Source organism: Amycolatopsis solani (genome assembly GCF_033441515.1).
GTDB classification, from domain to species: Bacteria; Actinomycetota; Actinomycetes; order Mycobacteriales; family Pseudonocardiaceae; genus Amycolatopsis; species Amycolatopsis solani.
This window is the reverse complement of the sequence record NZ_JAWQJT010000003.1, coordinates 1,307,543-1,332,664: the sequence shown is the minus strand read 5'-3', so window position 1 is coordinate 1,332,664 and position 25,122 is coordinate 1,307,543. Positions and strand designations below refer to the sequence as shown.

30 protein-coding genes are annotated in these 25,122 nt (G+C 71.7%); 15 read left to right on the top strand and 15 right to left on the bottom strand.

Going from position 1 to position 25,122, the window contains the following annotated elements; translation table 11 throughout:
• Positions 1-58 precede the first annotated feature (58 nt).
• From hisD to SD460_RS38760, 4 genes are read left to right on the top strand one after another with little or no spacing between them, the layout of a single operon-like run.
• Positions 59-1,384 (top strand): histidinol dehydrogenase, encoded by a 1,326-nt coding sequence (gene hisD / locus SD460_RS38775; protein ID WP_318307471.1) that lies wholly within the window; start codon positions 59-61, stop codon positions 1,382-1,384.
• On the top strand, positions 1,381-2,481 hold the full coding sequence (locus SD460_RS38770) for a histidinol-phosphate transaminase (protein WP_290056240.1): 1,101 nt from the start codon (positions 1,381-1,383) through the stop codon (positions 2,479-2,481). The genes hisD and SD460_RS38770 overlap by 4 nt, the downstream gene beginning before the upstream one ends.
• The gene (gene hisB / locus SD460_RS38765; RefSeq protein ID WP_290056242.1) at positions 2,478-3,077 is read left to right on the top strand and encodes an imidazoleglycerol-phosphate dehydratase HisB; all 600 of its coding nucleotides are present in this window, start codon (positions 2,478-2,480) and stop codon (positions 3,075-3,077) included. The genes SD460_RS38770 and hisB overlap by 4 nt, the downstream gene beginning before the upstream one ends.
• Positions 3,074-3,232, top strand: coding sequence for a CG2302 family histidine operon protein (locus SD460_RS38760; RefSeq protein ID WP_290056243.1), 159 nt, complete (start codon positions 3,074-3,076; stop codon positions 3,230-3,232). The genes hisB and SD460_RS38760 overlap by 4 nt, the downstream gene beginning before the upstream one ends.
• Positions 3,233-3,358: 126 nt before the next feature.
• On the opposite strand, the gene SD460_RS38755 is transcribed toward SD460_RS38760, so the two are convergent.
• The gene (locus SD460_RS38755; protein WP_290056244.1) at positions 3,359-5,545 is read right to left on the bottom strand and encodes an MMPL family transporter; all 2,187 of its coding nucleotides are present in this window, start codon (positions 5,543-5,545) and stop codon (positions 3,359-3,361) included.
• A gap of 206 nt (positions 5,546-5,751) precedes the next feature.
• On the opposite strand from SD460_RS38755, the gene SD460_RS38750 reads away from it, so the two are divergent.
• The gene (locus tag SD460_RS38750; RefSeq protein ID WP_318307470.1) at positions 5,752-6,345 is read left to right on the top strand and encodes a TetR/AcrR family transcriptional regulator; all 594 of its coding nucleotides are present in this window, start codon (positions 5,752-5,754) and stop codon (positions 6,343-6,345) included.
• Positions 6,346-6,504: 159 nt separating this feature from the next.
• Here SD460_RS38750 and SD460_RS38745 read toward each other — a convergent pair whose 3' ends face one another.
• Positions 6,505-7,053: an RNA 2'-phosphotransferase gene (locus SD460_RS38745; RefSeq protein WP_290056247.1), complete on the bottom strand. Its 549-nt coding sequence runs from the start codon at positions 7,051-7,053 to the stop codon at positions 6,505-6,507.
• 32 nt (positions 7,054-7,085) lie between these two features.
• Positions 7,086-7,547, bottom strand: a complete 462-nt coding sequence (gene soxR, locus SD460_RS38740; protein WP_290056248.1) for a redox-sensitive transcriptional activator SoxR — start codon at positions 7,545-7,547, stop codon at positions 7,086-7,088.
• Between the two features lie 52 nt (positions 7,548-7,599).
• Here soxR and SD460_RS38735 point away from each other — a divergent pair, with 52 nt between their 5' ends.
• From SD460_RS38735 to SD460_RS38725, 3 genes are read left to right on the top strand one after another with little or no spacing between them, the layout of a single operon-like run.
• Positions 7,600-8,292, top strand: coding sequence for a thiamine pyrophosphate-binding protein (locus SD460_RS38735; protein WP_290056250.1), 693 nt, complete (start codon positions 7,600-7,602; stop codon positions 8,290-8,292).
• A 2-nt stretch (positions 8,293-8,294) separates the two neighbouring features.
• The gene (locus tag SD460_RS38730; RefSeq protein ID WP_290056251.1) at positions 8,295-9,188 is read left to right on the top strand and encodes a transketolase family protein; all 894 of its coding nucleotides are present in this window, start codon (positions 8,295-8,297) and stop codon (positions 9,186-9,188) included.
• Between the two features lie 21 nt (positions 9,189-9,209).
• Positions 9,210-9,638, top strand: coding sequence for an NUDIX hydrolase (locus SD460_RS38725; RefSeq protein ID WP_290056253.1), 429 nt, complete (start codon positions 9,210-9,212; stop codon positions 9,636-9,638).
• Here SD460_RS38725 and SD460_RS38720 read toward each other — a convergent pair.
• From SD460_RS38720 to SD460_RS38710, 3 genes are read right to left on the bottom strand one after another with little or no spacing between them, the layout of a single operon-like run.
• On the bottom strand, positions 9,624-10,172 hold the full coding sequence (locus tag SD460_RS38720) for an NIPSNAP family protein (protein WP_290056254.1): 549 nt from the start codon (positions 10,170-10,172) through the stop codon (positions 9,624-9,626). The genes SD460_RS38725 and SD460_RS38720 overlap by 15 nt on opposite strands.
• Before the next feature lie 38 nt (positions 10,173-10,210).
• A complete protein-coding gene (locus SD460_RS38715; protein WP_290056255.1) occupies positions 10,211-11,383 on the bottom strand; it encodes an acyl-CoA dehydrogenase family protein in 1,173 nt (390 codons plus the stop codon).
• A gap of 48 nt (positions 11,384-11,431) precedes the next feature.
• The gene (locus SD460_RS38710; RefSeq protein WP_290056257.1) at positions 11,432-11,608 is read right to left on the bottom strand and encodes a hypothetical protein; all 177 of its coding nucleotides are present in this window, start codon (positions 11,606-11,608) and stop codon (positions 11,432-11,434) included.
• Positions 11,609-11,815: 207 nt separating this feature from the next.
• On the opposite strand from SD460_RS38710, the gene hisH reads away from it, so the two are divergent.
• From hisH to SD460_RS38685, 5 genes are read left to right on the top strand one after another with little or no spacing between them, the layout of a single operon-like run.
• Entirely contained in the window at positions 11,816-12,436 is a 621-nt protein-coding gene (gene hisH / locus SD460_RS38705) for an imidazole glycerol phosphate synthase subunit HisH (protein WP_290056278.1), read from the top strand.
• Between the two features lie 36 nt (positions 12,437-12,472).
• Positions 12,473-13,210: a bifunctional 1-(5-phosphoribosyl)-5-((5-phosphoribosylamino)methylideneamino)imidazole-4-carboxamide isomerase/phosphoribosylanthranilate isomerase PriA gene (priA, locus tag SD460_RS38700; protein ID WP_290056259.1), complete on the top strand. Its 738-nt coding sequence runs from the start codon at positions 12,473-12,475 to the stop codon at positions 13,208-13,210.
• A 43-nt stretch (positions 13,211-13,253) separates the two neighbouring features.
• Entirely contained in the window at positions 13,254-13,847 is a 594-nt protein-coding gene (locus tag SD460_RS38695; RefSeq protein ID WP_290056260.1) for a TetR/AcrR family transcriptional regulator, read from the top strand.
• Positions 13,848-13,902: 55 nt separating this feature from the next.
• Positions 13,903-14,283 carry a DUF1330 domain-containing protein gene (locus tag SD460_RS38690; RefSeq protein WP_290056261.1) on the top strand — a complete coding sequence of 127 codons (381 nt, stop codon included), beginning with the start codon at positions 13,903-13,905 and terminating at the stop codon, positions 14,281-14,283.
• A 10-nt stretch (positions 14,284-14,293) separates the two neighbouring features.
• Positions 14,294-14,770 carry a GNAT family N-acetyltransferase gene (locus SD460_RS38685; protein WP_318307469.1) on the top strand — a complete coding sequence of 159 codons (477 nt, stop codon included), beginning with the start codon at positions 14,294-14,296 and terminating at the stop codon, positions 14,768-14,770.
• Here the strand turns inward: SD460_RS38685 and SD460_RS38680 are convergent.
• From SD460_RS38680 to SD460_RS38670, 3 genes are read right to left on the bottom strand one after another with little or no spacing between them, the layout of a single operon-like run.
• Complete coding sequence (locus SD460_RS38680) at positions 14,754-15,140, bottom strand: PPOX class F420-dependent oxidoreductase (RefSeq protein ID WP_290056264.1); 387 nt, start codon at positions 15,138-15,140, stop codon at positions 14,754-14,756. The two genes, SD460_RS38685 and SD460_RS38680, sit on opposite strands and share 17 nt — an antisense overlap.
• A 13-nt stretch (positions 15,141-15,153) precedes the next feature.
• Positions 15,154-15,888, bottom strand: coding sequence for an ABC transporter permease (locus SD460_RS38675; protein ID WP_290056266.1), 735 nt, complete (start codon positions 15,886-15,888; stop codon positions 15,154-15,156).
• Entirely contained in the window at positions 15,885-16,598 is a 714-nt protein-coding gene (locus SD460_RS38670; RefSeq protein WP_290056268.1) for an ABC transporter ATP-binding protein, read from the bottom strand. Before SD460_RS38670 ends, SD460_RS38675 begins: the two co-directional genes overlap by 4 nt.
• 147 nt (positions 16,599-16,745) lie before the next feature.
• On the opposite strand from SD460_RS38670, the gene SD460_RS38665 reads away from it, so the two are divergent.
• Positions 16,746-17,684: a hypothetical protein gene (locus tag SD460_RS38665; RefSeq protein ID WP_290056269.1), complete on the top strand. Its 939-nt coding sequence runs from the start codon at positions 16,746-16,748 to the stop codon at positions 17,682-17,684.
• On the opposite strand, the gene SD460_RS38660 is transcribed toward SD460_RS38665, so the two are convergent.
• Positions 17,674-18,636 carry a hypothetical protein gene (locus SD460_RS38660; protein ID WP_290056271.1) on the bottom strand — a complete coding sequence of 321 codons (963 nt, stop codon included), beginning with the start codon at positions 18,634-18,636 and terminating at the stop codon, positions 17,674-17,676. The genes SD460_RS38665 and SD460_RS38660 overlap by 11 nt on opposite strands.
• Positions 18,633-19,130, bottom strand: a complete 498-nt coding sequence (locus tag SD460_RS38655) for a SigE family RNA polymerase sigma factor (protein WP_290056272.1) — start codon at positions 19,128-19,130, stop codon at positions 18,633-18,635. The genes SD460_RS38660 and SD460_RS38655 overlap by 4 nt, the downstream gene beginning before the upstream one ends.
• A 294-nt stretch (positions 19,131-19,424) precedes the next feature.
• Here SD460_RS38655 and SD460_RS38650 point away from each other — a divergent pair, with 294 nt between their 5' ends.
• The gene (locus SD460_RS38650) at positions 19,425-21,008 is read left to right on the top strand and encodes a hypothetical protein (protein WP_318307468.1); all 1,584 of its coding nucleotides are present in this window, start codon (positions 19,425-19,427) and stop codon (positions 21,006-21,008) included.
• Between the two features lie 6 nt (positions 21,009-21,014).
• On the opposite strand, the gene SD460_RS38645 is transcribed toward SD460_RS38650, so the two are convergent.
• The 4 genes from SD460_RS38645 to SD460_RS38630 all read right to left on the bottom strand — a co-directional run bounded on the left by SD460_RS38645 (position 21,015) and on the right by SD460_RS38630 (position 25,105).
• The gene (locus tag SD460_RS38645) at positions 21,015-22,508 is read right to left on the bottom strand and encodes a right-handed parallel beta-helix repeat-containing protein (protein WP_290052483.1); all 1,494 of its coding nucleotides are present in this window, start codon (positions 22,506-22,508) and stop codon (positions 21,015-21,017) included.
• A gap of 147 nt (positions 22,509-22,655) precedes the next feature.
• Positions 22,656-23,822 carry a phytase gene (locus tag SD460_RS38640; RefSeq protein ID WP_290052493.1) on the bottom strand — a complete coding sequence of 389 codons (1,167 nt, stop codon included), beginning with the start codon at positions 23,820-23,822 and terminating at the stop codon, positions 22,656-22,658.
• Positions 23,823-23,893: 71 nt separating this feature from the next.
• On the bottom strand, positions 23,894-24,463 hold the full coding sequence (locus tag SD460_RS38635; RefSeq protein ID WP_290052481.1) for a dihydrofolate reductase family protein: 570 nt from the start codon (positions 24,461-24,463) through the stop codon (positions 23,894-23,896).
• 36 nt (positions 24,464-24,499) lie between these two features.
• Positions 24,500-25,105, bottom strand: coding sequence for a TetR/AcrR family transcriptional regulator (locus SD460_RS38630; protein ID WP_290052479.1), 606 nt, complete (start codon positions 25,103-25,105; stop codon positions 24,500-24,502).
• Positions 25,106-25,122 lie beyond the last annotated feature (17 nt).

Genomic DNA, 25,122 nt, shown 5'->3' with positions numbered 1-25,122 from the left:
CCGTCACCGGGGAGTATCGCCGACGAGTGCTCCAGTGTGACCTCGTACCCTGGAGGGCATGCTGAACCGCACCGACCTGCGTGGGCAGGTCCCGACCGCCGCCGAACTGCGCGCCACGCTGCCCCGCGCCGAATACGACGTGGACGCGGCGCTGCACCACGTGCGCCCGGTGGTCGAGGCGGTCCGTGACCGCGGTGTCGAAGCCGTCCTCGAGTACACCGAGCGGTTCGACGGGGTCCGCCCCGCGTCCGTGCGCGTACCGCGCGCTTCGCTGACGCAGGCGCTCGAGCAGCTGGACCCGGCCGTGCGCGCCGCGCTCGAGGAGTCGATCACCCGCGCCCGCAAGGTGCACGCCGAGCAGCGCCGGACCGACGTCACGACGACCGTCGTCGACGGCGGCACGGTCACCGAGAAGTGGGTGCCGGTCGAGCGTGTCGGGCTGTACGCCCCGGGCGGACTGGCCGTGTACCCGTCGACCGTGGTGATGAACGTCGTCCCGGCGCAGATCGCCGGCGTCGGCTCCCTGGTCGTCTGCTCGCCGCCGCAGGCCGCGTTCGGCGGGCTGCCGCACCCGACCATCCTCGCCGCGGCCGAGCTGCTCGGCGTCGACGAGGTGTGGGCCGCGGGCGGCGCGCAGGCCGTCGCGCTGCTGGCGTACGGCGGCACGGACACCGACGGCGCCGAGCTCGCGCCGGTCGACATCGTCACCGGCCCGGGCAACATCTACCTGACCGCGGCGAAGCGGCTGCTGCGCGGCGTCATCGGGATCGACGCCGAGGCCGGGCCGACCGAGATCGCCATCCTCGCCGACGAGACGGCGGACCCGGTGCACGTCGCCGCCGACCTGGTCAGCCAGGCCGAGCACGACCCCCTCGCGGCGAGCGTCCTGGTGACGACGTCGGCCGAGCTGGCGGACGCGGTCGACAAGGACCTGGCCTGCCGCGTCGCGGCGACGAAGCACAGCGAGCGGGTCGCCGAAGCGCTGGGCGGCAAGCAGTCCGGCGTCATCCTGGTGTCCACTGTGGACGACGGACTGCGCGTGGTCGACGCCTACGCCGCCGAGCACCTGGAGATCCAGACGGCGGACGCGCGCGAGGTCGCGGCCCGGGTCCGCAACGCGGGCGCGATCTTCGTCGGCGCGTACGCCCCGGTGTCGCTCGGCGACTACTGCGCCGGATCCAACCACGTGCTGCCCACCGGCGGGTTCGCCCGCCACTCCTCGGGCCTGTCGGTGCAGAGCTTCCTCAAGGGCATCCACGTCGTGGACTACTCCGAGGACGCGCTGCGCGAGATCGCCGGCCGCGTCGTCGCGCTGGCGAACGCCGAGGACCTGCCCGCGCACGGCGAGGCCGTCGCGGCGCGCTTCGGAGGTTCGGTCCGATGACGATCGGCGAAGAGGTCACCCTGGACGCGCTGCCGCTGCGCGAAGACCTGCGCGGCAAGTCCCCGTACGGCGCGCCGCAGCTGGACGTCCCGGTCCGGCTCAACACCAACGAAAACCCGTACCCGCCGCCGCCCGAGCTGGTGGCGGATGTCGCGGAGGCCGTCCGCGCGGAGGCCGCCGAGCTGCACCGCTACCCGGACCGCGACGCGGTGGCGCTGCGCCAGGACCTGGCCGACTACCTCACCGTGTCGACGCGGGTCGTGCTGTCGGAGGCGAACGTCTGGGCCGCCAACGGGTCCAACGAGGTGCTGCAGCAGATCCTGCAGGCCTTCGGCGGCCCCGGGCGCAGCGCGCTCGGCTTCGAACCGTCGTACTCGATGCACCCGATCATCGCGTCGGGCACCCGCACGGAGTGGATCCCGGCGCCGCGCCGCGCGGACTTCACTTTGGACACCGCCGCGGCGGCTTCGCTGATCGCGGAGAAGCGGCCGGACATCGTGTTCGTCACCAGCCCGAACAACCCGACCGGCGGCTCGATCCCGCTTGCTGAGCTGCGGGCGATCCTCGACGCGGCCACCGGGATCGTCGTGGTCGACGAGGCGTACGCGGAGTTTTCGTCGCAGCCGAGCGCGGTGGAGCTGCTGGCCGACTATCCGGCGTCGTTGATCGTCTCGCGCACGATGAGCAAGGCGTTCGCCTTCGCCGGCGGCCGGCTGGGCTACCTGGCGGCGGCCCCGGCGGTCGTCGACGCCCTGCAGCTGGTGCGGCTCCCGTACCACCTTTCGCGGCTCACGCAGGCGGCTGCGCGGGCGGCGCTGCGGCACGCCGACGCCACTTTGGACAGCGTGCACAAGCTGGCGGCCGAACGCGACCGCGTCGTGGAAGCGTTGGCGGGACTGGGTTACGACCCGGTCCCGAGCGACTCGAACTTCGTCCTCTTCGGACGGTTCAGCTCGCCTTCGGCCGCGTGGCAGTCCTATTTGGACCGGGGCGTGCTGATCCGCGACCCCGGTATCGAAGGGCACCTGCGCGTCAGCATCGGCACCCCGGAAGAGAACGACGCCTTCCTCGAGGCGAGTAAGGAAGTTTCCCGATGACGCGCATCGGCAAGGTCGAGCGGACCACCAAGGAGTCCTCGATCTTCGTCCAGCTGGACCTCGACGGCACGGGCGAGGTCGACATCTCGACCGGCGTCCCGTTCTACGACCACATGCTGACGGCGTTCGGCGTCCACGGCTCCCTCGACCTCAAGGTCGAAGCGACCGGTGACGTCCACATCGACGCCCACCACACGGTCGAGGACACGGCGATCGTCCTCGGCCAGGCGATCCGCCAGGCCCTGGGCGACAAGAGCGGCATCCGCCGCTTCGGCGACGCGTGGATCCCGATGGACGAAACCCTGGCCCACGCGGCGATCGACGTGTCGGGGCGCCCGTACTGCGTGCACGTGGGTGAGCCGGAGCAGTTCAACACCTTCACGATCGGCAACAACTACCCGTTCGTCCTGACGCGCCACGTCTTCGACTCGCTGGCGTTCCACGCGCAGATCGCCCTGCACGTGCGGGTCATCCACGGCCGCGACCCCCACCACATCGCGGAGGCGGAGTACAAGGCGGTGGCCCGAGCCCTGCGAACGGCCACGGAGCCGGACCCGCGCGCGGGCGGCATCCCGTCGACGAAGGGCGTCCTGTGAGCAACAGCGTCATCGGCGTCCTGCTGCTCGCCCTCGGCGGCTTCCTGGTGGGCGGCGTCTACTCGACGTGGAAGACGGCCAAGTTCATCGCCGTGGTGCTGGGCATCGCGGCCTTGCTGGCCGTCGGCGGCGCGATCTTCTGGCTGTCCAGCTAGGACCTCGGAACAGGCCCCCGCCCTCCCTGGGGGGCGTGCCCTTGTCCAGTCTATCGGCAGCGGCCGACAAAACCCGCGGCCGGAGGCCGGTTGTCCACAACCCCGCGGGGTTGTGGACAACCGGATTCAGCGGCTCGCGCCGACCAGTTCGCGCTCTTCGGGCTCGTCCAGGTGCTTCGTGAGCTTCTCGCCCTCGACGTCGACGTCCGGCAGGATGCGGTCGAGCCACTTCGGCAGCCACCACGCGCCGCGGCCGAGCAGCGACATCACCGCCGGGACCAGGGTCATGCGGACCACGAACGCGTCCACCAGCACGCCGAACGCCAGCGCGAAGCCGATCGACTGGATCAGCGACGATTCCGCCAGGATGAAGCCGGCGAACACGCTGATCATGATCAGCGCCGCCGCGACGACCACCCGCGCGCCGTGCCGGAAGCCGGTCACCATGGCCTCCTGCGGTTCCGCGCCGTGGACGTGCTCCTCGCGCATCCGCGTCACCAGGAACACCTGGTAGTCCATCGCGAGCCCGAACAGGACACCGATCAGCAGGATCGGCAGCATGCTCATGATCGGGCCGGTCGACGCGACGCCGAGCAGGTCGGTCAGCCAGCCCCACTGGAACACCGCGACCACCGCGCCGAACGTCGCCGCGACCGAGCCGAGGAAGCCGATCGTCGCCTTCAGCGGCACCACGACCGAGCGGAACACCAGCATCAGCAGCACGAACGCCAGCCCGACGATCAGCGCCAGGTAGGGGAGCATCGCGTCCGACAGCTTCTCCGAGACGTCGATGTTCGCTGCGGTCTGGCCGGTGACGGCGAGCTTCGCGCCGGTCGCGTTCTCCAGGACACCCGACTCGGCGCGGATCGCCGCCACCAGGTCCTCGGTCTGCGTGCTGCTCGGGCCGCTCTTCGGGATCACCGTCAGCAGTGCGGTGTCCCCGGTCTGGTTGACGCGCGGCGGCGTCACGGCGGCGACGTCGGGCAGCTTCTGGATGTCGGCGGCGGCCTGGCCGAACGCGGCCTGGCGGTTGGTGCTCGCGCCGGTGTCGACGACGACCAGCAGCGGCCCGTTGGACCCCTCGCCGAAGCTGCGGCTCGCGATGTCGTACGCCTTCTTCTGCGTCGATTCCGGCGCGGCGGTGCTGTCGTTGGGCAGGCCGAGCTGCATGCTCAGCGCGGGCAGCGCGACGACGGCCATCCCGGCCAGCGCGATGAGCAGCACCGGGATCCGGTGCCGGGCCACGAACCGCGCCCAGCGCTCGCCGTGCGTCGTGCCGACCGGCTTGCGGCGCAGCCGGATGCGGCTGTCGGCGGCGCGGACGCCGGCGAACCCGAGCACCGCGGGCAGCAGCGTCAGCGCGATGAGCACGGAGACCGCGACGGTCACCGCGGCGGCCACGCCCATCTGGCCGAGGAACGGGATGCCGACGACGGTCAGGCCGGCCAGCGCGATGATGACGGTGAGCCCGGCGAACACGACGGCCGAGCCGGCGGTGCCGACCGCGCGTCCGGCGGCTTCTTCGGGGTCGCGGCCGAGGCCCAGTTCGTGCCGGTAGCGCGAAACGATGAACAGCGCGTAGTCGATGCCAACGGCGAGCCCGATCATCAGCGCGAGGATCGGCGTGTTCGAGTTCAGCTCGAGGAAGCCCGAGGCGAGGAAGATGCCGCCCATCCCGGTGCCGACGCCGATCAGCGCGGTCAGCAGCGGGATGCCGGCCGCGACGAGCGAGCCGAAGGTGATGATCAGCACGACGGCGGCGACCGCGACGCCCAGGCCCTCGGTGGCGCCGGTCTCGGGGATGCCCTGCACGGCGTCACCGCCGAACTCGACGGTGAACCCGGCGGCCCGGGCCGCGTCCGCGGGGGCTTGCAGCGCCTGACGGTCTTCTTCGGTCAGCTCGTACGCTTTCGCTCCGTAACTGACCTGGGCGAGCGCGACGCGCTGATCGGGTGAGATCGACTGCATCTGGAACGGGTCCACGACCGCGGCGACCTTCGGCGCCGTCTTGAGCTGGGTGACCAGCGACTCGACGGCAGCCTTGCCCTTCGCGTCGGTGATCGTGGTCCCGGCCGGCGCCTCGATCACCACGCGCGCGGTGGCGCCACCGGCGTTGGCCTGCGGGAACTTCTCGGTCAGCTGGTCGATCGCCCGCTGCGACTCCGTGCCGGGGATGGTCACCGAGTTCGACAGCTGGCCCGACAGCGTCAGGGCACCCAGCCCGAGCGCCACGAGGACGGCCGCCCAGACGGCGGCGACCAGCGCTCGCCGCCGGAAGGACAACCGGCCGAGCCGGTACAGGAAGGTCGCCACGAGTCAGCTCCGTTTCGCCCGAACGGGGTCGGTTCACTCCATCAGGTTCCTTTCCAAGCTAGCCGATCGGCTAGGGCGGGTCCAAGCCGATCGGCAAGGATGTGACTTGCCGAACAGCAAGGTTTATCCCTGCCGATCGGCTAGTAAGGGAGTTTGCCGATCGACAGGGAGTGACGTACGCTCCGACGGCTCGCTGAGGAGGAAGAATGACCGCCGGCCCGGACGGGGACACCCGGACCCGACTGCTGCAGACCGCGCTGCGCCTGTTCACGGAACACGGCGTCGAGGGCACGTCGCTGCAGATGATCGCGGACGCGCTCGGGATCACGAAGGCCGCGGTCTACTACCACTTCAAGACGAAGGCGGAGATCACCGAGGCGGTGGCCGAGCCGGGTGTGCGCGACCTGGACGCACTCGTCCTGCGCGCGGCCGCGCAGAAGCGGCGGGGCGCGCAGGTGGACCTGCTGCTGGAGGGGTTCATCGACCTGGTGATCCGCCACCGCGCGCTGGTGGCGTTGTTTTCGAGCGACCCGGGCCTGATCCGCGCGATCGAGAAGTCCGCGCACGGCGGGATGGAGGGCTTCGGCCAGGCGCTGCTGGGCATCCTGGCGGGCCCGTCCCCGGACACGGCGGCGCGGGTCAACGCGATGGTGACGCTGACGGGCATCGCGATGGCGGGAGGCTCCCCGGACCTGGCCAGCCTGGGCGACGACGAGCTGCGCACGGAGCTGCTGGACGTGGGCAGGCGGCTGCTGGGACGCCCGCGCCGCCGGACGCCGAGCGCGGTGCCGTCCCTGTGAGCTGACCCCCAGTTCGCGCCCTGGCGGCGGGCGGCTTGCGCCGGGGTGGATGGTTGCGCGCGTGCGGCGCGCGGCTCGGACCCGGCGGATGACTGCGTGCCTGGGGCGGGGTGGCTGGCGATTCTCGTTGCCGTGCAGGTAAATCGGTCGCCGCGGTGGTCAGGGGATGTGGGAGAGGTAGGTCGGGGGCACCGTTGCTGTGAGCCAGACTCCGTTGGCGCTCACCTGGAACTCGTGGCCCGCCGCCGTCATCGCGGCCGCGTCGATGTGCAGGATCACCGGCTTGCCGCGGCGGGCCGCCACCGTTCGGGCTGTGTCGGTTGTCGGTGACAGGTGGACCGCGTGGCGGTTCATCGGGCGGAGGCCCTCGTGGAAGATCGCGTCGAGGAACTTCGAGACCGTTCCGTGGTACAGCACCGCTGGTGGGATTGCGTTCGGCAGCCCCAGGTCGACCGTCACGCTGTGGCCCTGGCTCGCGCGGATGCGTGTGCCCGTTTCGTCGAACGCGAAGCGGCGCTTGTTGTTCCTCTCGACGACTTCGTCGAGCTGTTCGCGGGTGACCGTGAGTCCGTGCGCGCGCAGGGCGCCGAGCAGGGTTTCGACGTTCGCCCAGCCGTCCGGGGTGAGGGTGAGGCCGATGGCGGCCGGGTCGTGGCGCAGGTGGCGGGCCAGGCGCTTCGAGATGCGGATCAACTGCTTTTCGTTCATTTCCTCCCCAGGATCCCGCCGCGGGCAAGCGGTTAAATGCCGCCCTCGGTCGCCGGGCGGAGTTTGCTCGCGCCCGGGCCGTAGCGCGCCAGCTCGTCGTCGTTGTTGTAGAGCGCGCAGCTGCGCAGGGACAGGCAGCCGCAGCCGACGCAGCCGGTCAAGCGGTCGCGAAGGCGTTGCAGGGCATCGATCCGCGCGTCGAGCTCGTGCTGCCAGTCGCGCGACAGCCGCGCCCAGTCGGCTTTCGTCGGGGCGTGGTCCTCGGGCAGGCTCGCCAGCGCCGAGCTGATGTCCTCCAGGGAAAGCCCGACCCGTTGCGCGGCGCGGACGAACGCGATCCGGCGCAGCACCGAACGCGGGTAGCGGCGCTGGTTGCCCGCCGAGCGCTCCGAACTGATCAGCCCCTTCTCCTCGTAGAACCGCAGTGCCGTGTGCGGCACTCCGCTGCGTTCCGCCACCTGTCCGATGCTGAGATGTTCAGCGAGCCTCGTCACCTGCTCAGGCTATCCTTGACTTCGAGTTTAGTCGAGGTTGCATCGTCGAACCATGACCACTGCGACCGAACCGGGCTACGCCGGCCTGCCACGGCTGATCTCGCTGATGACCGGTGACGACAAGCACAGCGCCGCCGCGGAGTCCACTGTGGACGTCCTGTGGGTGCTCTACGACCGCGTCCTCGACGTAACGCCCGAAAATTTCCGCGAGCCCGACCGCGACCGCTTCCTGCTGTCCAAAGGACACGGCCCGATGGCGTACTACGCCGTGCTCACCGCGAAGGGCTTCCTCGCCGAAGCGGAACTCGCGACCTGGTCCGACCCGGTGTCGCGGCTCGGCCACCACCCCGACCGGCGCCGGGTCCCGGGCGTCGAAATCTCCAGCGGATCCCTCGGCCACGGCCTGCCCATAGCGTTCGGCACTGCACTTGGCCTGCGCGCCCGCGGCCTGACCGGGCCGAAGGTCGTCACGCTCGTCGGCGACGCCGAGCTCGACGAAGGCTCGAACCACGAGGCGATCGTCGTCGCGGGACGCGCCGGCCTCGAGAACCTCACCGCGGTGGTGATCGACAACCAGTCCTCCACGCGCGGCTGGCCGGGCGGCATCGCCCGCCGGTTCGCCGTCGAAGGCTGGGAGACCCGCACGGTGTCCGGCCGCGACCACGACGCGCTCCACGACGCCTTCACCGCCGCCCACCCCGGCCGCCCGCTCGCGGTGGTCGCCGTCGTCGAACCGAAAGGCTGACCATGTCTTCGATGCGCGAAGCGTTCTTGAGCACCACCGAAGAGGTCCTCGACGCCGACCCGGACGTCGCCGTCGTGCTGGCGGACATCTCGGCCGCCCAGCTCGCGGGCGCCGCGCAGCGGCACCCGGACCGGGTGATCAACGTCGGCATCCGCGAGCAGCTGCTGGTCAGCACGGGCGCCGGGCTGGCGCTCGCCGGGCTCCGGCCGATCGTGCACACCTTCCCGTCGTTCCTCGTGGAGCGCGCCTTCGAGCAGATCAAGCTCGACTTCTCGCACCAAGAGGTCGGCGGAGTCCTGGTCTCCTACGGCGCGTCCTACGACATGACGACGGCGGGGCGCACCCACCAGTCCCCGGGCGACGTCGCGCTGATCGACTCGCTGCCCGGCTGGACCGTGCACGTGCCGGGCCACCCGGACGAGGCGCGCCGGCTGCTGCTCGAGTCGATCCCCGGTGACGGACGGATCTACCTGCGCCTTTCGGCCCAGGAGAACGCGTCGCCCCACCTCGGCGTCGGCTTCACGCGCCTGCGCACGGGATCGCGCGGAGTGGTCGTCGCCGTCGGGCCGGTGCTGGACCGCGTCCTGCGCGCGACGGCGGGCCTCGACGTCACGGTGCTCTACGCCTCGACGATCCGCCCGTTCGACGCCGCCGGCCTGCGCGCGGCCGCCCTGGCCGCCGCACCCGAGGTGGTCCTGGTCGAGCCGTACCTGGCCGGGACGTCCGCGCACTGGGTCGCGGAGGCGCTTTCCGACGTGCCGCACCGGCTGCGGTCGCTCGGTGTCCGCCGGGACACCGAAGTGCGCACCTACGGCGGCATCGCGGACCACGACCTGGCCCACGGGCTCGACGCGGGCTCACTGGCGTTGTCGATCAAAGATTTCCTCCAGGGGTAGCGGGGCCGCTAGCGTGGCCCCATGGGGTTCAGGATCCGGCCGATCGCGCTCGGGCTCGTGTGGCGCGGCGACGCGCTGCTCGTCTTCGAAGGGCGCGACGACGTCAAGGGCGAAACGTTCTACCGGCCGCTCGGGGGCGGGATCGAGTTCGGCGAGCGCGGTGAGGAAGCCCTCCGGCGGGAGTTCGCCGAGGAGCTGGACGCCGAACTCCGGGTCGGCAAACGGCTCGGCGTGCTCGAGAACATCTTCACCTGGCAGGGGAAGTCCGGCCACGAGATCACCTTCCTCTACGACGCCGAGTTCACCGACTCCGCCTGCTACCGGCGCGAAGAGATGCAGATCCTCGACGACGACGCCATCGCGCGCTGGGTCGACGTCGCGGATTTCCGCGACGGCAGCAAGATCCTCTACCCCACCGGGCTGCTCGAACTCCTCTCAGCGGATCAGTGAGCGCGTGGTCGCCTCCAGCTCCAGTTCCCCCGCGGCCCCCATCGGCGTCCGGCTGAACCACACGGAAAACGGACCGCCGGTGCGGACCGGCAACTGCGGGAACGTGTTCTCCGACGGCTCGGTCTCGAACGCCGCGAACGCGGAATCCGGTGGCGAGGCAGGCGAAGAGATCGCCACGTGCAAGCCGGAACCCGGCGGTGGCGTGGACAGGCCGCGCCGGACCGGGCGCAGCAGCAGGACGTCGTCCGAGTCGATCATCGTCGCGTTCGCCGCCTCGCGATGCTCCTTCCAGACCGGGCCGAAGTAGAACTCCTCCAGCGCCGCCCGGCGTGCTTCCATCGAGCGGAACCCGCGCAGCCACACGAACTTGTCCGGCGACGCGCGCTCGCGGAACAGCCCGAACAGGTGCGCGCCCGCCGCCTCCTGCGGCTCGACGAACTCGCGCTCGAACAGCTCGATCAGCTCGTCGCGCCGCCCCGGGTGCAGGGTGTAGCGCCGGAGCTCGATGACGGTTTCGAAGTCGATGTGGGTCATGCCGCCGAAGCTAGCGGCCACCACCGACAAAAACGGGATCAGCGGAAGGCCGCGAGCCCCGTGATCGCCTGACCGAGTGACAGCGCGTGCATCTCCTCGGTGCCTTCGTACGTCAGCACCGTCTCGAGGTTCGCCATGTGCCGCATCACCGGGTACTCCAGCGAAATCCCGTTGGCGCCGAGCATCGACCGGGCCGTCCGCGCCGCGTCGAGGGCCGACCGGACGTTCGCCATCTTCCCGAAGCTGACGTGGTTGTGGTGCAGCGTCCCGGCGTCCTTCAGCCGCCCGATCTGCAGCGCCACCAGCCCGGTGCGGTTCACCTCGACGAGCAGGTCGGCGAGCTTCCGCTGGGTCAGCTGGAACCCGGCGAGCGGCTTCCCGAACTGCGAGCGCGAAAGCGTGTACTCCAGCGCGGCTTCGTAGCAGGAGCGCGCCGCGCCGACGACGCCGAAGAGGATGCCGTAGCGGGCTTCGTTCAGGCAGGACAGCGGCCCGCGCAGGCCGCGGACCTCGGGGAACGCGGCCGACGACGGCAGCCGGACGCCGTCCAGCACCAGCTCCGCGGTCAGCGACGCCCGCAGCGACAGCTTGTGCTTGACCTCGTTCGCGGTGAAGCCCGGCGTCGACGTCGGGACGACGAACCCGCGGACGCCTTCGTCGGTCTGCGCCCAGACGACCGCGACGTCGGCGACGGTTCCGTTGGTGATCCACATCTTCGTGCCCGACAGCACCCAGTCGGAGCCGTCGCGCACCGCGCGCGTCCGCATCGAACCCGGGTCGCTGCCCGCGTCCGGCTCGGTCAGCCCGAAGCAGCCCAGCGCGTCGCCGGTGGCCATCCGCGGCAGCCATTCCTGCCGGTGCTCTTCGCTGCCCCACTGGTGGATCGCGTACATCGCCAGCGAGCCCTGCACCGACACGAAGCTGCGCAGCCCGGAGTCGACGGCTTCGAGCTCGCGGCACGCGATGCCGTACGCGACCGCGCTGGTGCCGGCGCACCCGTAGCCCTCCAGGTGCATGCCGAGCAGGCCCAGCGACCCGAAGCCCTTGGCCAGTTCGGCGGCCGGGAGCGAACCCGTTTCGTACCAGTCGGCGACGTGGTCGAGCAGGTTGTCCTTCGCGTACGCGCGCACGGCGTCGCGGATGGCGCGCTCCTCCTCGGCGAGCCCGGCGTCGAGGTCGAGGAAATCGTGCGGATCAGGGGTGCGACTCATGAGGGCTCCCGGGGGACGCGTCGATGCGGCCCTCGCAGGAAACCACAGTCAGGCGTCTGTTCCCCGAGTGGCGTTCGTCACGCGGGCGACAGACGCGGGGGACTTCGCACGCGGGCGCGTCTGCTGCCGAGGGATGAGCAGCTCGCTGAACTGCGGGAATGGCACGCTGTCGATGTCGTCGCACCAGGCGTTCAGCATCTGCGACAGCACGTCGTCCTCGGCCATCTTCGCCTCCCTGGCGTCCGGCCGTGCGGAGTGGAACCCACACGATCGGGTGACTTGATACCCAGTCGGCGGGACGGCGAAACCTCGTCGTGCGAGTTGTGGTCCCCGTCATGGCGGAATCGCGCCGTCGCCGTGCGCCACCGTGACGGACGTCTATTCGTTCGAGCGGCGCTGACCGCGACGGCTACGCTGGGTGGCGTGTCTCGTGTGGTGATCCTCGACTACGGTTCCGGCAACCTCCGCTCCGCCGAACGCGCTGTGGCGCGCGCCGGGGCCGACGTCGAGGTCACCGCCGACCCGCATGCCGCGATCGAGGCCGACGGCCTGGTCGTGCCCGGCGTCGGCGCGTACTCGGCGTGCATGGCCGGGCTGCTGGAGGTCAAGGGCCACCGGATCATCGGCAAGCGCCTCGCCGGCGGCCGTCCCGTGCTCGGCATCTGCGTCGGCATGCAGATTCTCTTCTCCCGCGGCGACGAGCACGGCGAAGAGACCGAGGGCACGGGGGAGTGGCCGGGTGTCGTCGACCGGCTGAACGCCGACGTCCTGCCGCACATGGGCTGGAACACCGTCCGCGCCCCCGCGGACTCGCAGCTGTTCGCCGGGCTCGACCCGGACGAGCGCTTCTACTTCGTGCACTCCTACGCGGCGCGCAAGTGGGAGCTGGAGTCCGGCCTGTCCGGACAGGAACCCAAGGTGACCTGGGCGAACCACGGCGAGGACTTCGTCGCGGCGGTCGAAAACGGGCCGCTGTGGGCCACCCAGTTCCACCCGGAGAAGTCCGGCGACGCCGGTGCGCGGCTGCTGCGCAACTGGCTGGCGACCCTCTGACCGGGTGACCCGCGTCTCCGCCCTAGAGTTACCGGCGTGACTTTCACGCTGCTTCCCGCTGTTGATGTGGCCGATGGCCAGGCCGTGCGACTCGTCCAGGGCGAGGCCGGCACCGAGACCTCCTACGGCAGCCCGCTGGAGGCCGCGCTCGCCTGGCAGCGCGACGGCGCCGAGTGGATCCACCTGGTCGACCTCGACGCCGCCTTCGGCAAGGGCAGCAACCGCGAGCTGCTCGCCGAGGTCGTCGGCAAGCTCGACGTCCAGGTCGAGATCTCCGGCGGCATCCGCGACGACGCGTCGCTGAAGGCCGCGCTGGCCACCGGCGCCCGCCGCGTCAACCTCGGCACCGCCGCGCTCGAGGACCCGGAATGGACCGCGCGCGTGATCGGCGAGTACGGCGACCGCGTCGCGATCGGCCTCGACGTGCGCATCACCGAGGCCGGCCACCGCCTCTCGGCCCGCGGCTGGACCTCCGACGGCGGCGACCTGTGGGAGGTCCTGGAGCGCCTCGACCGCGACGGCGCGTCCCGCTACGTCGTGACCGACGTGAGCAAGGACGGCACACTGCGCGGCCCGAACCTCGAGCTGCTGCGCGACGTCGTGGCCCGCACGGACGCCCCGGTGATCGCTTCGGGCGGGGTGTCGAGCGTGGCCGACCTGGTCGCGCTGGCCGGGCTGGCTTCGGACGGGGTGGAGGGGTCGATCGTCGGGAAGGCGCTGTACGCGGGCGCGTTCACGCTGCCGGAGGCTCTTGCCGCGGTCGCGGAGGTCTAGGCGGCCCTGTCGGACGCACTCCGGCTGTAGTACTTTGACCGGAGTGGTGCGACGCAATCCCGAACGACGCGCGGCCCTGCTCGACGCCGCCATCGACGTCCTCGCCCGTGAAGGTGCGCGAGGGCTCACCTTCCGCGCGGTCGACCAGCAGGCCGGCGTCCCGGCCGGCACGGCGTCCAACTACTTCGCGAACCGTGACGAGATCCTCAAGCACGCCGGCGAACGCGTCTACGAGCGGCTGGTCGACGAAGCCGTTATCGCGGGCGGGCTGACCGGGCCGCGTGACCGGGCTCGTGTCACCGAGCTGATGCACGAGCTCGTCGACCGCGTCGCCGCGTTCCCCACCGGGTTCCTCGCCCTGCTGGAACTGCGGCTGGAAGCCACCCGCCGGCCGGAGCTGCGGGACGTGCTCACCCGCCGGATCCGCGCGGACGTCGACTTCAACGTGGCCTACCACGAGAAATCCGGGCTGCCCGGCGACGGCACGACGGTCGTCCTGCTGTGGCTCGCGCTGAACTGGCTGATCATGGAACGGCTGACGCTGCCCGGCCTGTTCTCCGACGACCAGCGCCACGATCTCGTCGAGACCCTCGTGGACCGGCTGCTGGCCGGGCAGCCGGCCTTACCCCCGACGTAATCGACGCCACGCGGCCGGCGCGCGAGGATCCTTTCAGGACGACGAAAGGGCCACCATGACCGCCTACGGACTCGCCCACCTGCGCCCGCCCGCCGAGCTGTCCGAAGAGGTCTTCCAGTACCTCGAACGCATCCAGGCGACGCTCGACCCCTTCGGCGGCGAGTTCCTCGTGCACGGCGCCCCGGTGCACGTCGTGGAAGGCGAGTGGCCGGGCGGGCTCGTGCTCATCGGTTTCCCGAGCGCCGCCGCGGCGCACGAGTGGTACGCGTCGCCCGCCTACCAGGCGATCCTGCGGCTGCGCGCGGACCACATCCCGGGTGATCTGGTCATCGTGGACGGGTGCGGCCCCGATCACGACTCGGCCGCCATGGGTGCCGCGCTGCGAGCCGCCGCGGTGGGCCGAAAAGCGGCTGACAGCGCTGTCGCCGCCCCGTAGGTTGCCGCGGGTGGAGGAGATCGTCACGCAGCTCGAAATGACCGCCGCCGACCAGCTCAACCCGGCCCCGGCCGTCGACGGCGTCGCGCTGCGGCCCGCCGAACCCGGGCCGCTGATCCGCGAGCTGCACGTCCGCATCGGCACGCCGTACCGGTGGCCCAGCGCGTCCCGTTCGGACACGGAGTGGACGCGGTGGCTCGCCGAACCGGGGCGGCGGTACCGAGTGATCGAGTACCGCGGCGAGGTCGCCGGCGCCGCCGATTTCGAGCCGCGGGGCGGGGACGACGTCGAGATCACCACGTTCGGGCTGCTCCCGGAGTTCGTCGGCCGAGGACTCGGCGGGTACGCGCTCACCCTCGTCGTCGCCGACGCCTGGACGCCGCCCGGTGCGCGCCGTGTCTGGCTGCACACCTCGACGCTCGATCACCCGAACGCGTTGCCGAACTACCTGCGGCGCGGGTTCCGCGGCTTCAGTCGTCCAGCTTGACCGCGATCCCGACCGTCCGGTCGGCCGGGCCGCGCAGCTTGGAAAAGAACATCGTGACGCGCCCGACGATGCCGTACTTGCGGGCGATCGCCTTGCGGACCCGCTCGGTTTCCGCGAGGTCCAGCAGCCGGGCCTGCCCGGTCGCGACGGCGCCGTGCGTCTGCCGCCCGCGCAGGTCGCAGGCCTGGACCTCCACCCGCCCGCTGTTGCGGATGCGCTTGACCTTGCCCGCCTTCCGCTCCGACCACAGCACGAGCTCACCGGCGTCGCCGGCGACCCAGATCGGGGTCGGCACCGCGCGCCCGTCGCGCCGGAACGTGGTCAGGACGACGTAACGTTCGGCCGCGAGCCGGTCCGTTTCGGATGCCATGGAACCACGGTAGTCACGGCGTCCGGCGCCGCAAGGTCGCCGCGCCGAGCACCAGCGCCAGCAGCGCGCAGCACGCCACGACCACGAGGTTCCGCAGGATGACCGCGTCCACCGCCGAAGACGCGGTGACGCGGGTCAGCGCCTCGACCGCGTACGACAGCGGCATCACGTCGGAGAGCCACCGCAGCAGCCAGCCCATGTCGCCGCGCGGGACGAACAGCCCGCACAGCAGGATCTGTGGCAGCACGAACACCGGCATGAACTGGATGGCCTGGAACTCGGTGCGGGCGAACGCGCTCACGAACAGCCCCAGCGCCATGCCGAGCAGCGCGTCGAGGACCGCGATCAGCAGCAGCATCCCCACCGGGCCGGCCAGGTCGAGGCCGAGCCACCACAGCGAAACGCCGGCGGCGAGCGAGACCTGCACGACGGCGATCGCGCCGAACGCCAGCGCGTAGCCGAAGAGCAGGTCCAGCCGTCCGATCGGGAGTGTCATCAGGCGTTCGAGGGTGGCTGTGGTGCGTTCCCGCAACGTCGTGATCGACGCGATCAGGAACATGATCAGGAACGGGAACACCCCGAGCAGCGCGGGCGCGACGCGGCTGAAGACGGCTGCCGAGTTGAAGACGTACCGCAGCAGCACCATGAGCAGCGTCGGGACCAGGATCAGCATCACCACGGTGCGCGGGTCGTGCCGCAGCTGGGTCAGGATGCGCCGGGTGGTGGCCAGCGTCAGCGCGGGGTTCACGACGCGGCCCGCACGAGGTTCAGGAACGCGCCTTCGAGGTCGGCGGCACCGGTGCGCTCGCGCAGGGCGAGCGGCGCGTCGTCGGCCAGGAGGACGCCTTCGCGCATGAGCAGGAGCCGGTCGCAGCGCGCCGCTTCGTCCATGACGTGGCTGGACACGAGCAGCGTCGCGCCGCCGTCGGCGAGCCGGCGGAAGAGCGACCACAGTTCGTCGCGCAGCACCGGGTCGAGCCCGACGGTCGGCTCGTCGAGCACCAGCAGCTCCGGCTCGCCGAGCAGCGCGACGGCGAGGTTAGCGCGGTTGTGCTGGCCGCCCGACAGCGAACCGACCAGCTTGCCGGCGTGGTCGGCCAGCCCGACTTCGGCGATCACCCGGTCCACATCGGACACCGGCGCGCGCAGCACCGCGGCGAAGTACTTGAGCGCTTCCCGCACGGTGAGGTCGGCGTAGATCGCGGGGTTCTGCGTCGCGTAGCCGATCCGCCGCCGCAGCGCCGGGCTCCCGGCGGGCAGGCCGAGGACGGTGACCGTGCCGCCCTCGACGATCTGGACGCCGACGATCGCGCGCATCAGCGTGGTCTTGCCGCAGCCGCTCGGGCCGAGCAGCCCGGTGACGGCGCCGCGCGGCACCTCGAAGCTCACGTCCCGCACCACGGGCCGGCCACCGCGCCGGACGCGGAGCCCGGTGACCGACAGCGCAGAATTAGTCATGTGTTTAATTCTGCGCGCGTTGAGAAGCCGTCGTCAAGGGGGCACCCGGCGCAACGTGATGGCGCAGGTCGGCAGAAGCGCGTCAAGCACTTGATTTGCGACGATTTCCCGGTCGGGTTCTTGCCCGCGTACTGGAGGGAAACGTCGATGGCCGTCACCCAGCAAGTTCCGGTTCATCCGCAAGCGGGCTTCTTCGGCGAGGGGCCCTACCCCGCCCGCCGGGCCGCGATCGCCGTCGTCGCGATCCTGGCCGGCTTCGCGCTGACGGCCATCTGGTCGGCGCCCTTCGTCGACTCCGTGATCGGGGACAGCGTCGCGAACGGGCTGCTCGGGTACGACGCGAAAGCGACGCCGATCAGCGGCGCCCTCGCCGGGACGCTGTTCGCGTTCGTCTCCGGGCTCGCCGGGTCGTTCACCGCGTGCAACATCGCCGCGTTCGGGGCGGTCGCGCCGCTGGTGGGCGGGCAGGCGGGCGAGAAGCGCAGCCCGTTCAAGCCGCTCGGCTGGATCGCGGCGGGCATGCTCACCGTGTCCATCGTCTACGGCGTGATCGTCGCGCTCGTCGGCACCGGCATGCCGCAGTTCTCCACCGCGCAGACGACCGGGCTGAGCCCGCGCAGCGTCCAGTCCATGATCGCCTTCGGGATCGTCGGCCTGGTCTTCCTGGCGATGGGCCTGATCGCGCTCGGCATCCTCCGCAACCCGTTCGCCGCGTTCACCCGGCGGCACCCGGCCGCGCCGCACGTCCTGATGGGCGCGCTCATCGGCGGGTTCCTGATCGGGCGGCCGTACCCGCTGTTCCGGATCATGTTCCGCAGCGCCGCCGAGCAGCACAACGTCTTCTACGGCGCCGCCGCGTTCGCGCTGCAGTCGCTCGGCAACATCGTGATCATGGCGGTGCTGTTCCTAATCCTGACCTACGCCACGGGCGGGCGGCTGCAGCGCTGGCTGGCGGCCAAGCCGGCCCGGATCGCCACGGTGACCGGGGCCGCGCTGCTCGTCGGCGGCACGTTCACGCTGCTGTACTGGGACGTCCGCGTGCTCGGCAGGCTCGGGATCATCTGGTTCCCGATGATCAGCTGGTAGCCCGGCCGAGCCAGCGGTAGTCGGGTGAGGGGTCGAGCTGGACGCCGTTCGCGACGGCGATCAGCTCGCTCTCCGGTCGCGGGCCCGACACCGTCAGCCAGCGCCCGGACGGCAGCCGGACGGCGATCGCGCCGGAGATGTCGAACCCCTGGCCGCCGCGGACGGTGACGGGCTCGGCGCCGGCGACGACGGGGGAAACCGCCCTCGCCGTGACGCGGACGGCGGGCTCCGACGGGCGTGCCGGGTCGGCCGCGGTCAGCTCGGTGCTCGCGTCGGCCGGGCCGGTGCCCCCGACCGCGGCCGAGCGCTCGGTCAGGCCCGCCGGGAGCGCGCCGAAGCGCAGCTCGCCGCGGACGCCGACCGGGGTGGCGGTGACCCCCTGGGCGATCGACAGCGCCACCACGCGGGCGTCCGGGACCCCGCCGACCCGCGCGGTCAGGACGTGGTCGTCGTCGGCGAGCCAGGTGACCAGGGCGGCCGTCCCGGTGTCGCCGGTGACCATGGCGACGCGGCCGCGCACCAGGACCTGGTCGCGGATCGAGGCGATCCGCAGCTCGGTCTGCGACCACTCGGGGTCGGCGGTCGAGTGAACCGACAGCGTGACCTCCGCGGGGCCGGCGAACCACCGCCGGACCTGCGGCGCAATGCCCGGACCGCCTTCGCGGTACTGCTCGGTGAAGCCGGCCGGCAGCCAGCCCGGGCTGTAGCCGAGCACCGGGCGGCCGGCGGCCGGGTCGAGGTCGGCGGTGGTGAGCGCCCGCGTGCCCACGAAGACCCCGGCGACCAGCACGACCACCGCCGCCGCAACCAGCGCCAGCTTCGTAGCCGGACGCCGTTGCCGCCCGGCGCGGGCCAGCGCGTCGCGCACCGCCCGGCCGTCCGGGGCGCGGGTGGCGAGGCGGTCCAGGCTCTCCCGGATCAGCGTCTCGGTTTCGTGGTCGCTGCGGGTCATTCTCCAGCTCCGGTGGTGAGGGCCGCGGGGAGCGGCGCCTGGCGCAGGGTGGCCAGCGCGCGGGAAATCTGGCTGCGCACGGTGGACGCGCCGCACCGCAGGACCGCGGCGATCTCGGCGTCGGAGTAGCTCTCGTAGTACCGCAGCACGATCGCCGCGCGCTGCTTGCGGGGCAGCGTGGCGAGCAGGCCGAGCATCGCGTCCCGCTCGTCGTAGGCGGTGGCCGGGTCGGCTTCGGGCGGGCCGAGCGCGTCGAGGACGTCGTGGCTGCTCGGCACCATCCGCCGCACCGCCCGGCGCCGCCACGAGAGGTATTCGTTGGTGATCATCCGCCGCACGTAGGACGGCGGGGCGTCGATGCCGTCCCACCGCTGCTGGGCGCGCAGCAGTACGTCCTGGACGATGTCCTGCGCCAGGTGCGGGTCGTTCGTCAGGACGGTGGCGTAGCGGAGCAGCCCGTCCAGCCGCTCCGCCACGAACTCTTCGAAGCTCACACGCGTCCCTTCGTTCTTCTCTTGGACGCGCGAGCGGGCCGGGCTGATGCACGCGGGCGGAAAGTTTTTCCGGGCGAGTTCACCGGTTCGGCCCAGCAGGACGTGTTCGCGGTCACACTCGGCGTCTTGTCGGGGGTGTTCGAGCGGGGTGACGGTTTCGGCGTTCACCGGACCGGGGGGCCGGCGGCTCCGGTGCGTTCCCGGTTTCCGTGGTGCGGTCCGCCCGCTCGGCAAAACCTGTCGGTGGCCCGTGCTTTCCTTGCATCGGGAGGAAGACGACCCGGAGGAGGGGCGATGACGAGGGGGAAGGCAGTGGCGGTTTCGGCCGCGGTGGTGGTGCTCGTGGCCGCCTTCGCGATCGGTCCGTTCGCGCTGTTCGCGGGTGCGGTCTGGGGGCTCGTCGCGGGCTTCCGCCGGTACACGCGGCGGTTCGCGGGCGAGGGTTCCGGTCTGCGGTACCACCTGGCCGCGTTCGGGGTGCTGTACCTCGTGCCGGTCGGCGTGGCCGCGACGGCGTACCTGGGGCTGTCGGCGTACTTGCAGTGGTTCGCGGACGCGTCGAGCACGGGCTGGCTCGTCTCCCTGCAACGGTTTTTCGAGGCGGTGTCGAAGTTCTTCTCGGAAAACCTGAAGCTGAGCGAGTTCTCGGTGTTCGCCGCGCTGATCGGCGTCTACTTGCTGACGTGCCTGCTGGCCGCGCGCCGGTCGGACGGCTGGCGCGGGCGCACCGCGGCCGGGCTCGGGCGGACGGCGGACTTCTACACGAAGTACAGCGGCCCGGCGGCCGCCGGGCTCGCGACGCTGGCGTCGCTGTCGCTGTTCGGCATGCAGCTCGGCGTGCCGGCCACCGACCTGCAGGTGAAGTTCAAGGTCGCCCAGCAGGGCTACGCCGACGTGACCAGGAGGATCGAGGCCGACCTGACCCAGCGGGTGGCCGGGCAGCTGTACGGCAAGGTCGAAGCGTCGCTGCCGAAGGCGTACCGGGACGCGCTCGCGGTGCGCCGGACGGAACTGGCGGGCTTGACCGAAGCCGCGCGCGGCGTCGCCCAGCGCGCCAAGTCGGAGTACGACGTCGGGGTGCCGGCGGTGGACGAAGCCGTCCGTGCCGAGACGTCGCGCGCGCAGCGGGCCGAGGCGCTCCCGCCCGAGGTGCGGGTCGACGGCTCGCGATCGCACGAGGTGCCGCCGGACATCACGCCCGAGCAGGTGGCGGCGGCCGAGGCGGCCGTCGGCACCCGGCCCCCCGAACCGGGGATCGACCTGGTCGCGGACAGCCGCAAGAAGGTGACCCTGCAGGTCGAGAAGGTCGCCACCGAACGGATCCTGGCGGTGACCAAGCCGGTCACGGACGCGATCCCGATCCTGGAACCGCTGGTGCAGGCGTTCGCCGAGGCAGCCGACAAGACCCTCCAGGACAGGCTGGCTCCGCTCTACGACCGCCTGGCCGAGATCGCCCTGCGAAGCCCGCGTGACTTCGCGGCGGCGGTCGACCGCGAGGCCACGGGCCTCGTCGACCGCACGGACGTCAGCCGGCCGGCGGCGGCCGCGGCACCCCGCGCCGAGGAGGCGGCCCGGGCGTTCCAGGCGTCGGCCTCGGCGTTGCGGGCGGCGCCGGGCCAGGTCGGGCAGAAGGTGACGGAGGTGATCCAGGCCCGGACGCCGCCCCCGGCACTCGACCCGTCGGGTCGGCTGCGCCTGACGCTGCCGGAACCCTTGCGCCTGCTGCCACCGGACTACTACCGGCTGCCGTACACGTACGACCCGGGCAGGTTCGGCTACACCCCGCCGGACCGGTTCTCGGTGCCCCCGGAAATCGCCAGGGTGCCGCGGATCGCGCCACCACCGCGGGTGAGTCCGCCCCGGATCTTCTTCTGGTGAGCCGGGTCAGCAGTTCGGGGTCACACCGTCGAAGGAGGCGCAGTCGTCCTGGTTCCAGGGCTCGTTCTGCCACTGCGCCGGGGTGAGGGTGCGGGAGGTGTCGCCGGCGACGAACGCCCACGGGCCGAAGTAGTCGTTGCTGTACCAGTAGTTGTCCTGGTCGCGGCTGATGGCCTCCTGCACGAGGGTGCCCCGGTACGGGGACCACGCCGGGTAGGTGCCGTAGTTCGACAGCACCGCCATCCGGCCGCACAAGCCGGCGCAGCCGGGCCGGGCGGGATCGAAGCGGAAGGTGTTGGAATGGATCTCGACGCGCTGGGTCTTCCAGCGGCAGTCGTCGAACAGCGGCGAGGACTCGATGCCCGGTGCCGCGCACCGGGTCCGGTCCGCGACCAGCTTGGTGCAGCTCGCGGTCGACGTGTTCGCCGGGCTGTTGCAGAAGCGGTCGGCGTTCTCCCACAGCGTGATGCCGGACCAGTTGTCCTCGAAGGCGTTGCCGTAGATGTCGATGACGTCGGTGCGGGCCGGCACCCGGGGCTCGCCGCCGGACTCGGAGATGTAGACCGCCGCGGACGGGAAGTTGTCGCCGCGGGACGCGCGGCGGCTGCCCGCCACGACGTTGTTGCGGCGGACGGCGTTGTGGCGGATCACGACGTTGTAGCTGATCTCGTAGAAGATCGCTTCCGCGTCATTGTCTTCGATGACGTTGTCTTCGATCAGGAAATCGTTGTCATTGGTGTCCGCCCACAGGCCGACGCCGTGGTTGTGGTGGATCCAGTTGCCGCGGACGTCGGCGCCGTTCACGGCCCAGAACTTGATTCCGCCGCTGCACCCGCACCCGGGGCTGCGCGTTTCCCAGTCGTCGACGTTGTTGCCGGTGATTTCGTTGCCTTCGACGAGCAGCCCGGTGATCGTGTTGTCGGGGCGGTAGGCGTTCATCCCGTACTGCCCGTTGTCGCGCAGGCAGCTGGCCCGCACGACCTGCCGGACGCCGGCCATCACCGCGGCGCCGGTGTTGTGCTGGATGGTGGTGTTTTCGATCACCCAGTGCTCGCCGGAATCGTGGTTGACGACGCCTTGGTCCTGGGGCGCGACGAAGTTCTGGATGGTGAGGCCGCGGATGACGACGTCCTTGGCCTGCTGGGTGAAGGCGGCCCGGTTGACGCCGCGGCCGTCGAGCACCGCGCCGGGCGCGCCGAGGTAGACGTCGCCGTCCTTGGGGATGACCTGCCCGAACTGGTCGGAAGCCAGCCGGTGCGTGCCGGGCGGCAGCCAGAAGGTGGTCCCCGGCGGCGACGCCTGCGTCTTGACGCTCAGGTCGCCTTCGACGGCCAGATCGACGGTCACGGCACCCGGCGGCGCCTGGGTGTAGAGCTCGGGCTGGCGGTCGCACACGGCACCGGTCCCGGCTTCGGCGGCGGCGGGCGCGGCGGCCGCGAAAACGGGAACAACGGAAGCGGCCACGAGCAGGACGACGAGCGCGGAATGAAGGCGCGGCATGCCGTGAACCTACGCAAAATCGATCGCGGAGATACCGCCATCAGTGGACTGTTGGGGGTTATCGGCCGCGGTAAAAGAATCACGCGGCCGATAACATGACAAATCCAGGACAATGGTGGCGGCCGAAATCCGGTGTTCTTCTCCTCGTTACCCGCGGATTGCGTCCTCGAGGCGGACGAAGGCGAAGCCGGTGGTCGGGAGGCCGCCCGACGGCGGGCGGCGTTCGCCGTCGTGGACCACCAGGAGGCCGTGCGGAAAACGGTGGCCGAGTGCGGCCGTCGTGATCGCCGAACCGTCGGAGTGCTCGACCGAGTCCGTGCCGCGGCCCGCGACGATCCGGAGGTCACGCGTGCGACGGCCGTAGACGACGAAGCGCGAGTCGCCTTGGCTGGACGCGAACAGCGTGCCGTCCGCCATCGCCAGGCCCTCGGCGTCGGCTTCCAGCCACCGGCCGCCGAAGCCCGGGTCGGTGCCGTCGGGGACGCATTCCCCGGTCGCGGGGTCCCACCGCTGCGGGACGCCGTAGGAGCGCACGCGGTCGACCAGCTCGGGCCGCCCGAAACCGGTGGCGGTCAGCGGGATCCGCCAGATCCCGACGTCCTCCTGGGCGGTGTAGAGCACGCGGCCGTCGAGCACCGACCCTTCCAGCTGCGGTCCTTCGCCCGGCTCCTCGCAGGGCGACCACGTCGTGCCGTCCGGCAGCCGGAACGACGACGGCAGGTCGACCGTGGCCAGCGGTGCCGTGCCGACGGTGCCGCCCGGCCGGTCGACCAGCCGCAGCAGCGCCACGCGCGTCTCGTGCCGCCGGGTCACCGCCACCCACCGGACGCCGGTGCGCGGGTCGCGCCCGGCGGCCAGGCCGTACGCGGTCCGCTGTTCGTCCACATCGGACTCCGGGAACACCCGCCCGGCGGCGGGATCGGTGACGTCCCGCAGGAGGTCCGCCCCGGCGGCGGCGCCCCGCGGGTCGATCCGGTACACCCGGACGAGGTCCCGGCCCCGGTCGCTGACGACGGCGAGGTCGCCGACGACGTCGACGTTGTTGAACCGCCCGCCCGGCCCGGCCGGGACGAGCTGCAGCGTCCGCGCGTCCAGGTCGAACGCGGCGAGCCCGCCCTCCTTGAGCGTCCCCAGCACGACGCTGCGCGAGGGGTGGTGCGGGTGGACCCAGATGGCCGGGTCGTCGGCGTCGGCGTTCGCCGGGGACGCCGAGGGATCGTCGGCGAAGGCCTGGGTCTGGGCCACCGGCGAGGGATCGCGGGGAGTGGCGGAAGCGGGGACGGCGGACAAGAGGGAGACGGCGGCGACGGCCACCGGAAGGAGTCTGCGCACGCGCGGAAACTAGACGAATCGGGTGTCCGGGACGTGAACGGCGGATGCCGGGCTCACCCGTGCCGGGTGGGGCGGTAGACGAGCTCCTGCGTCCGGCCGTCGAGGGTGCGGCTCTCCAGCAGCTCCAGGTCGAAATCCTCCGCGCCGCCGAACACCGGGTCCGCGCCCGTCTTGCCCGTGATCACCGGGAACACCGTCACCTGCACCCGGTCCACCAGCCCGGCGGCCAGCAGGGCGCGGTTCAGCGACAGGCTCCCGTGGGACCGCAGCGGCACGGGCGACTCCTCCTTGAGGCACCGGACGACGTCGACGGCGTCGCCGGACACGATGGTGGCGTCCGGCCAGCCGAGGGGGTCCTTCAGCGTGGTCGAGACCACCGTGGCCGGCAGGGTGCGCAGGCGGGCCACCCAGGGGTCCAGTGCCGCGGGGTCCGCCGGCAGCAGCTCGGCGTTCAGCCGGTGGGTGTTCGCGCCGACGACCATCCGCTGCTCCTCGCCGTACTGCGCGAGGCGGTGCGCGAGCAGTTCCGGGCCCTGCTTGCCCCAGTAGCCGCCCCAGTCGCCGGTGTGGGCGGCGAAGCCGTCGAGGCTGGTGAAGACGTCGAACGTGTACGTCGCGGTCATGGCGCTCTCCTCGGGTAAGGGGGACTCTCACCCTGGCTACGAACGGGCCCCGCGCGTTTCGACAGCGTCCCGGGAATCCAGGTAGTACTGCGCCACCGGGGCGAGCAGCCCGACGATCTCTTCGTCGTCCGCCTCGGCCAGCGGGGGCAGCTTGATCACGTACCGCAGCAGCGCCACCCCCATCATCTGGGCGGCGATCCCGGTCACGCGGATCTTCGGGACCTCCAGCGCCCGCGCCACCTCGGCCAGCACCGTGCGCTCGATGAACTGGCGCATCATCAGCGCCACCTGCTCGTTGGTCGCCGCCGCGCGCAGCATCGCGATGAACGGCGTCCGGCCCTCCGGGGCCGCCCACACCGCGAGGAACGCGCGCACCAGCCGTTCGCCCACCCCCGAGCGCGGGCCCGTGAGGATCGCCGGGACCAGCGAAGCCGGGTTCACCGGGAGGTTCATCGCCGCCGCGAAGAGGGCCTGCTTGCTGCCGAAGAAGTGGTGCAGCAGTGCCGCGTTGACGCCCGCGTCGGCCGCGATGCCGCGGACCGTCGCGCCGTCGTAGCCCAGCTCGGCGAACCGGTGGCGGGCCGCGTCGAGGATCTTCTCGCGCGTCTCCGTCTGTCCCGGCCGCCGTCCCGCCCGTGCCATTGCCCGAGCTTAAAGCC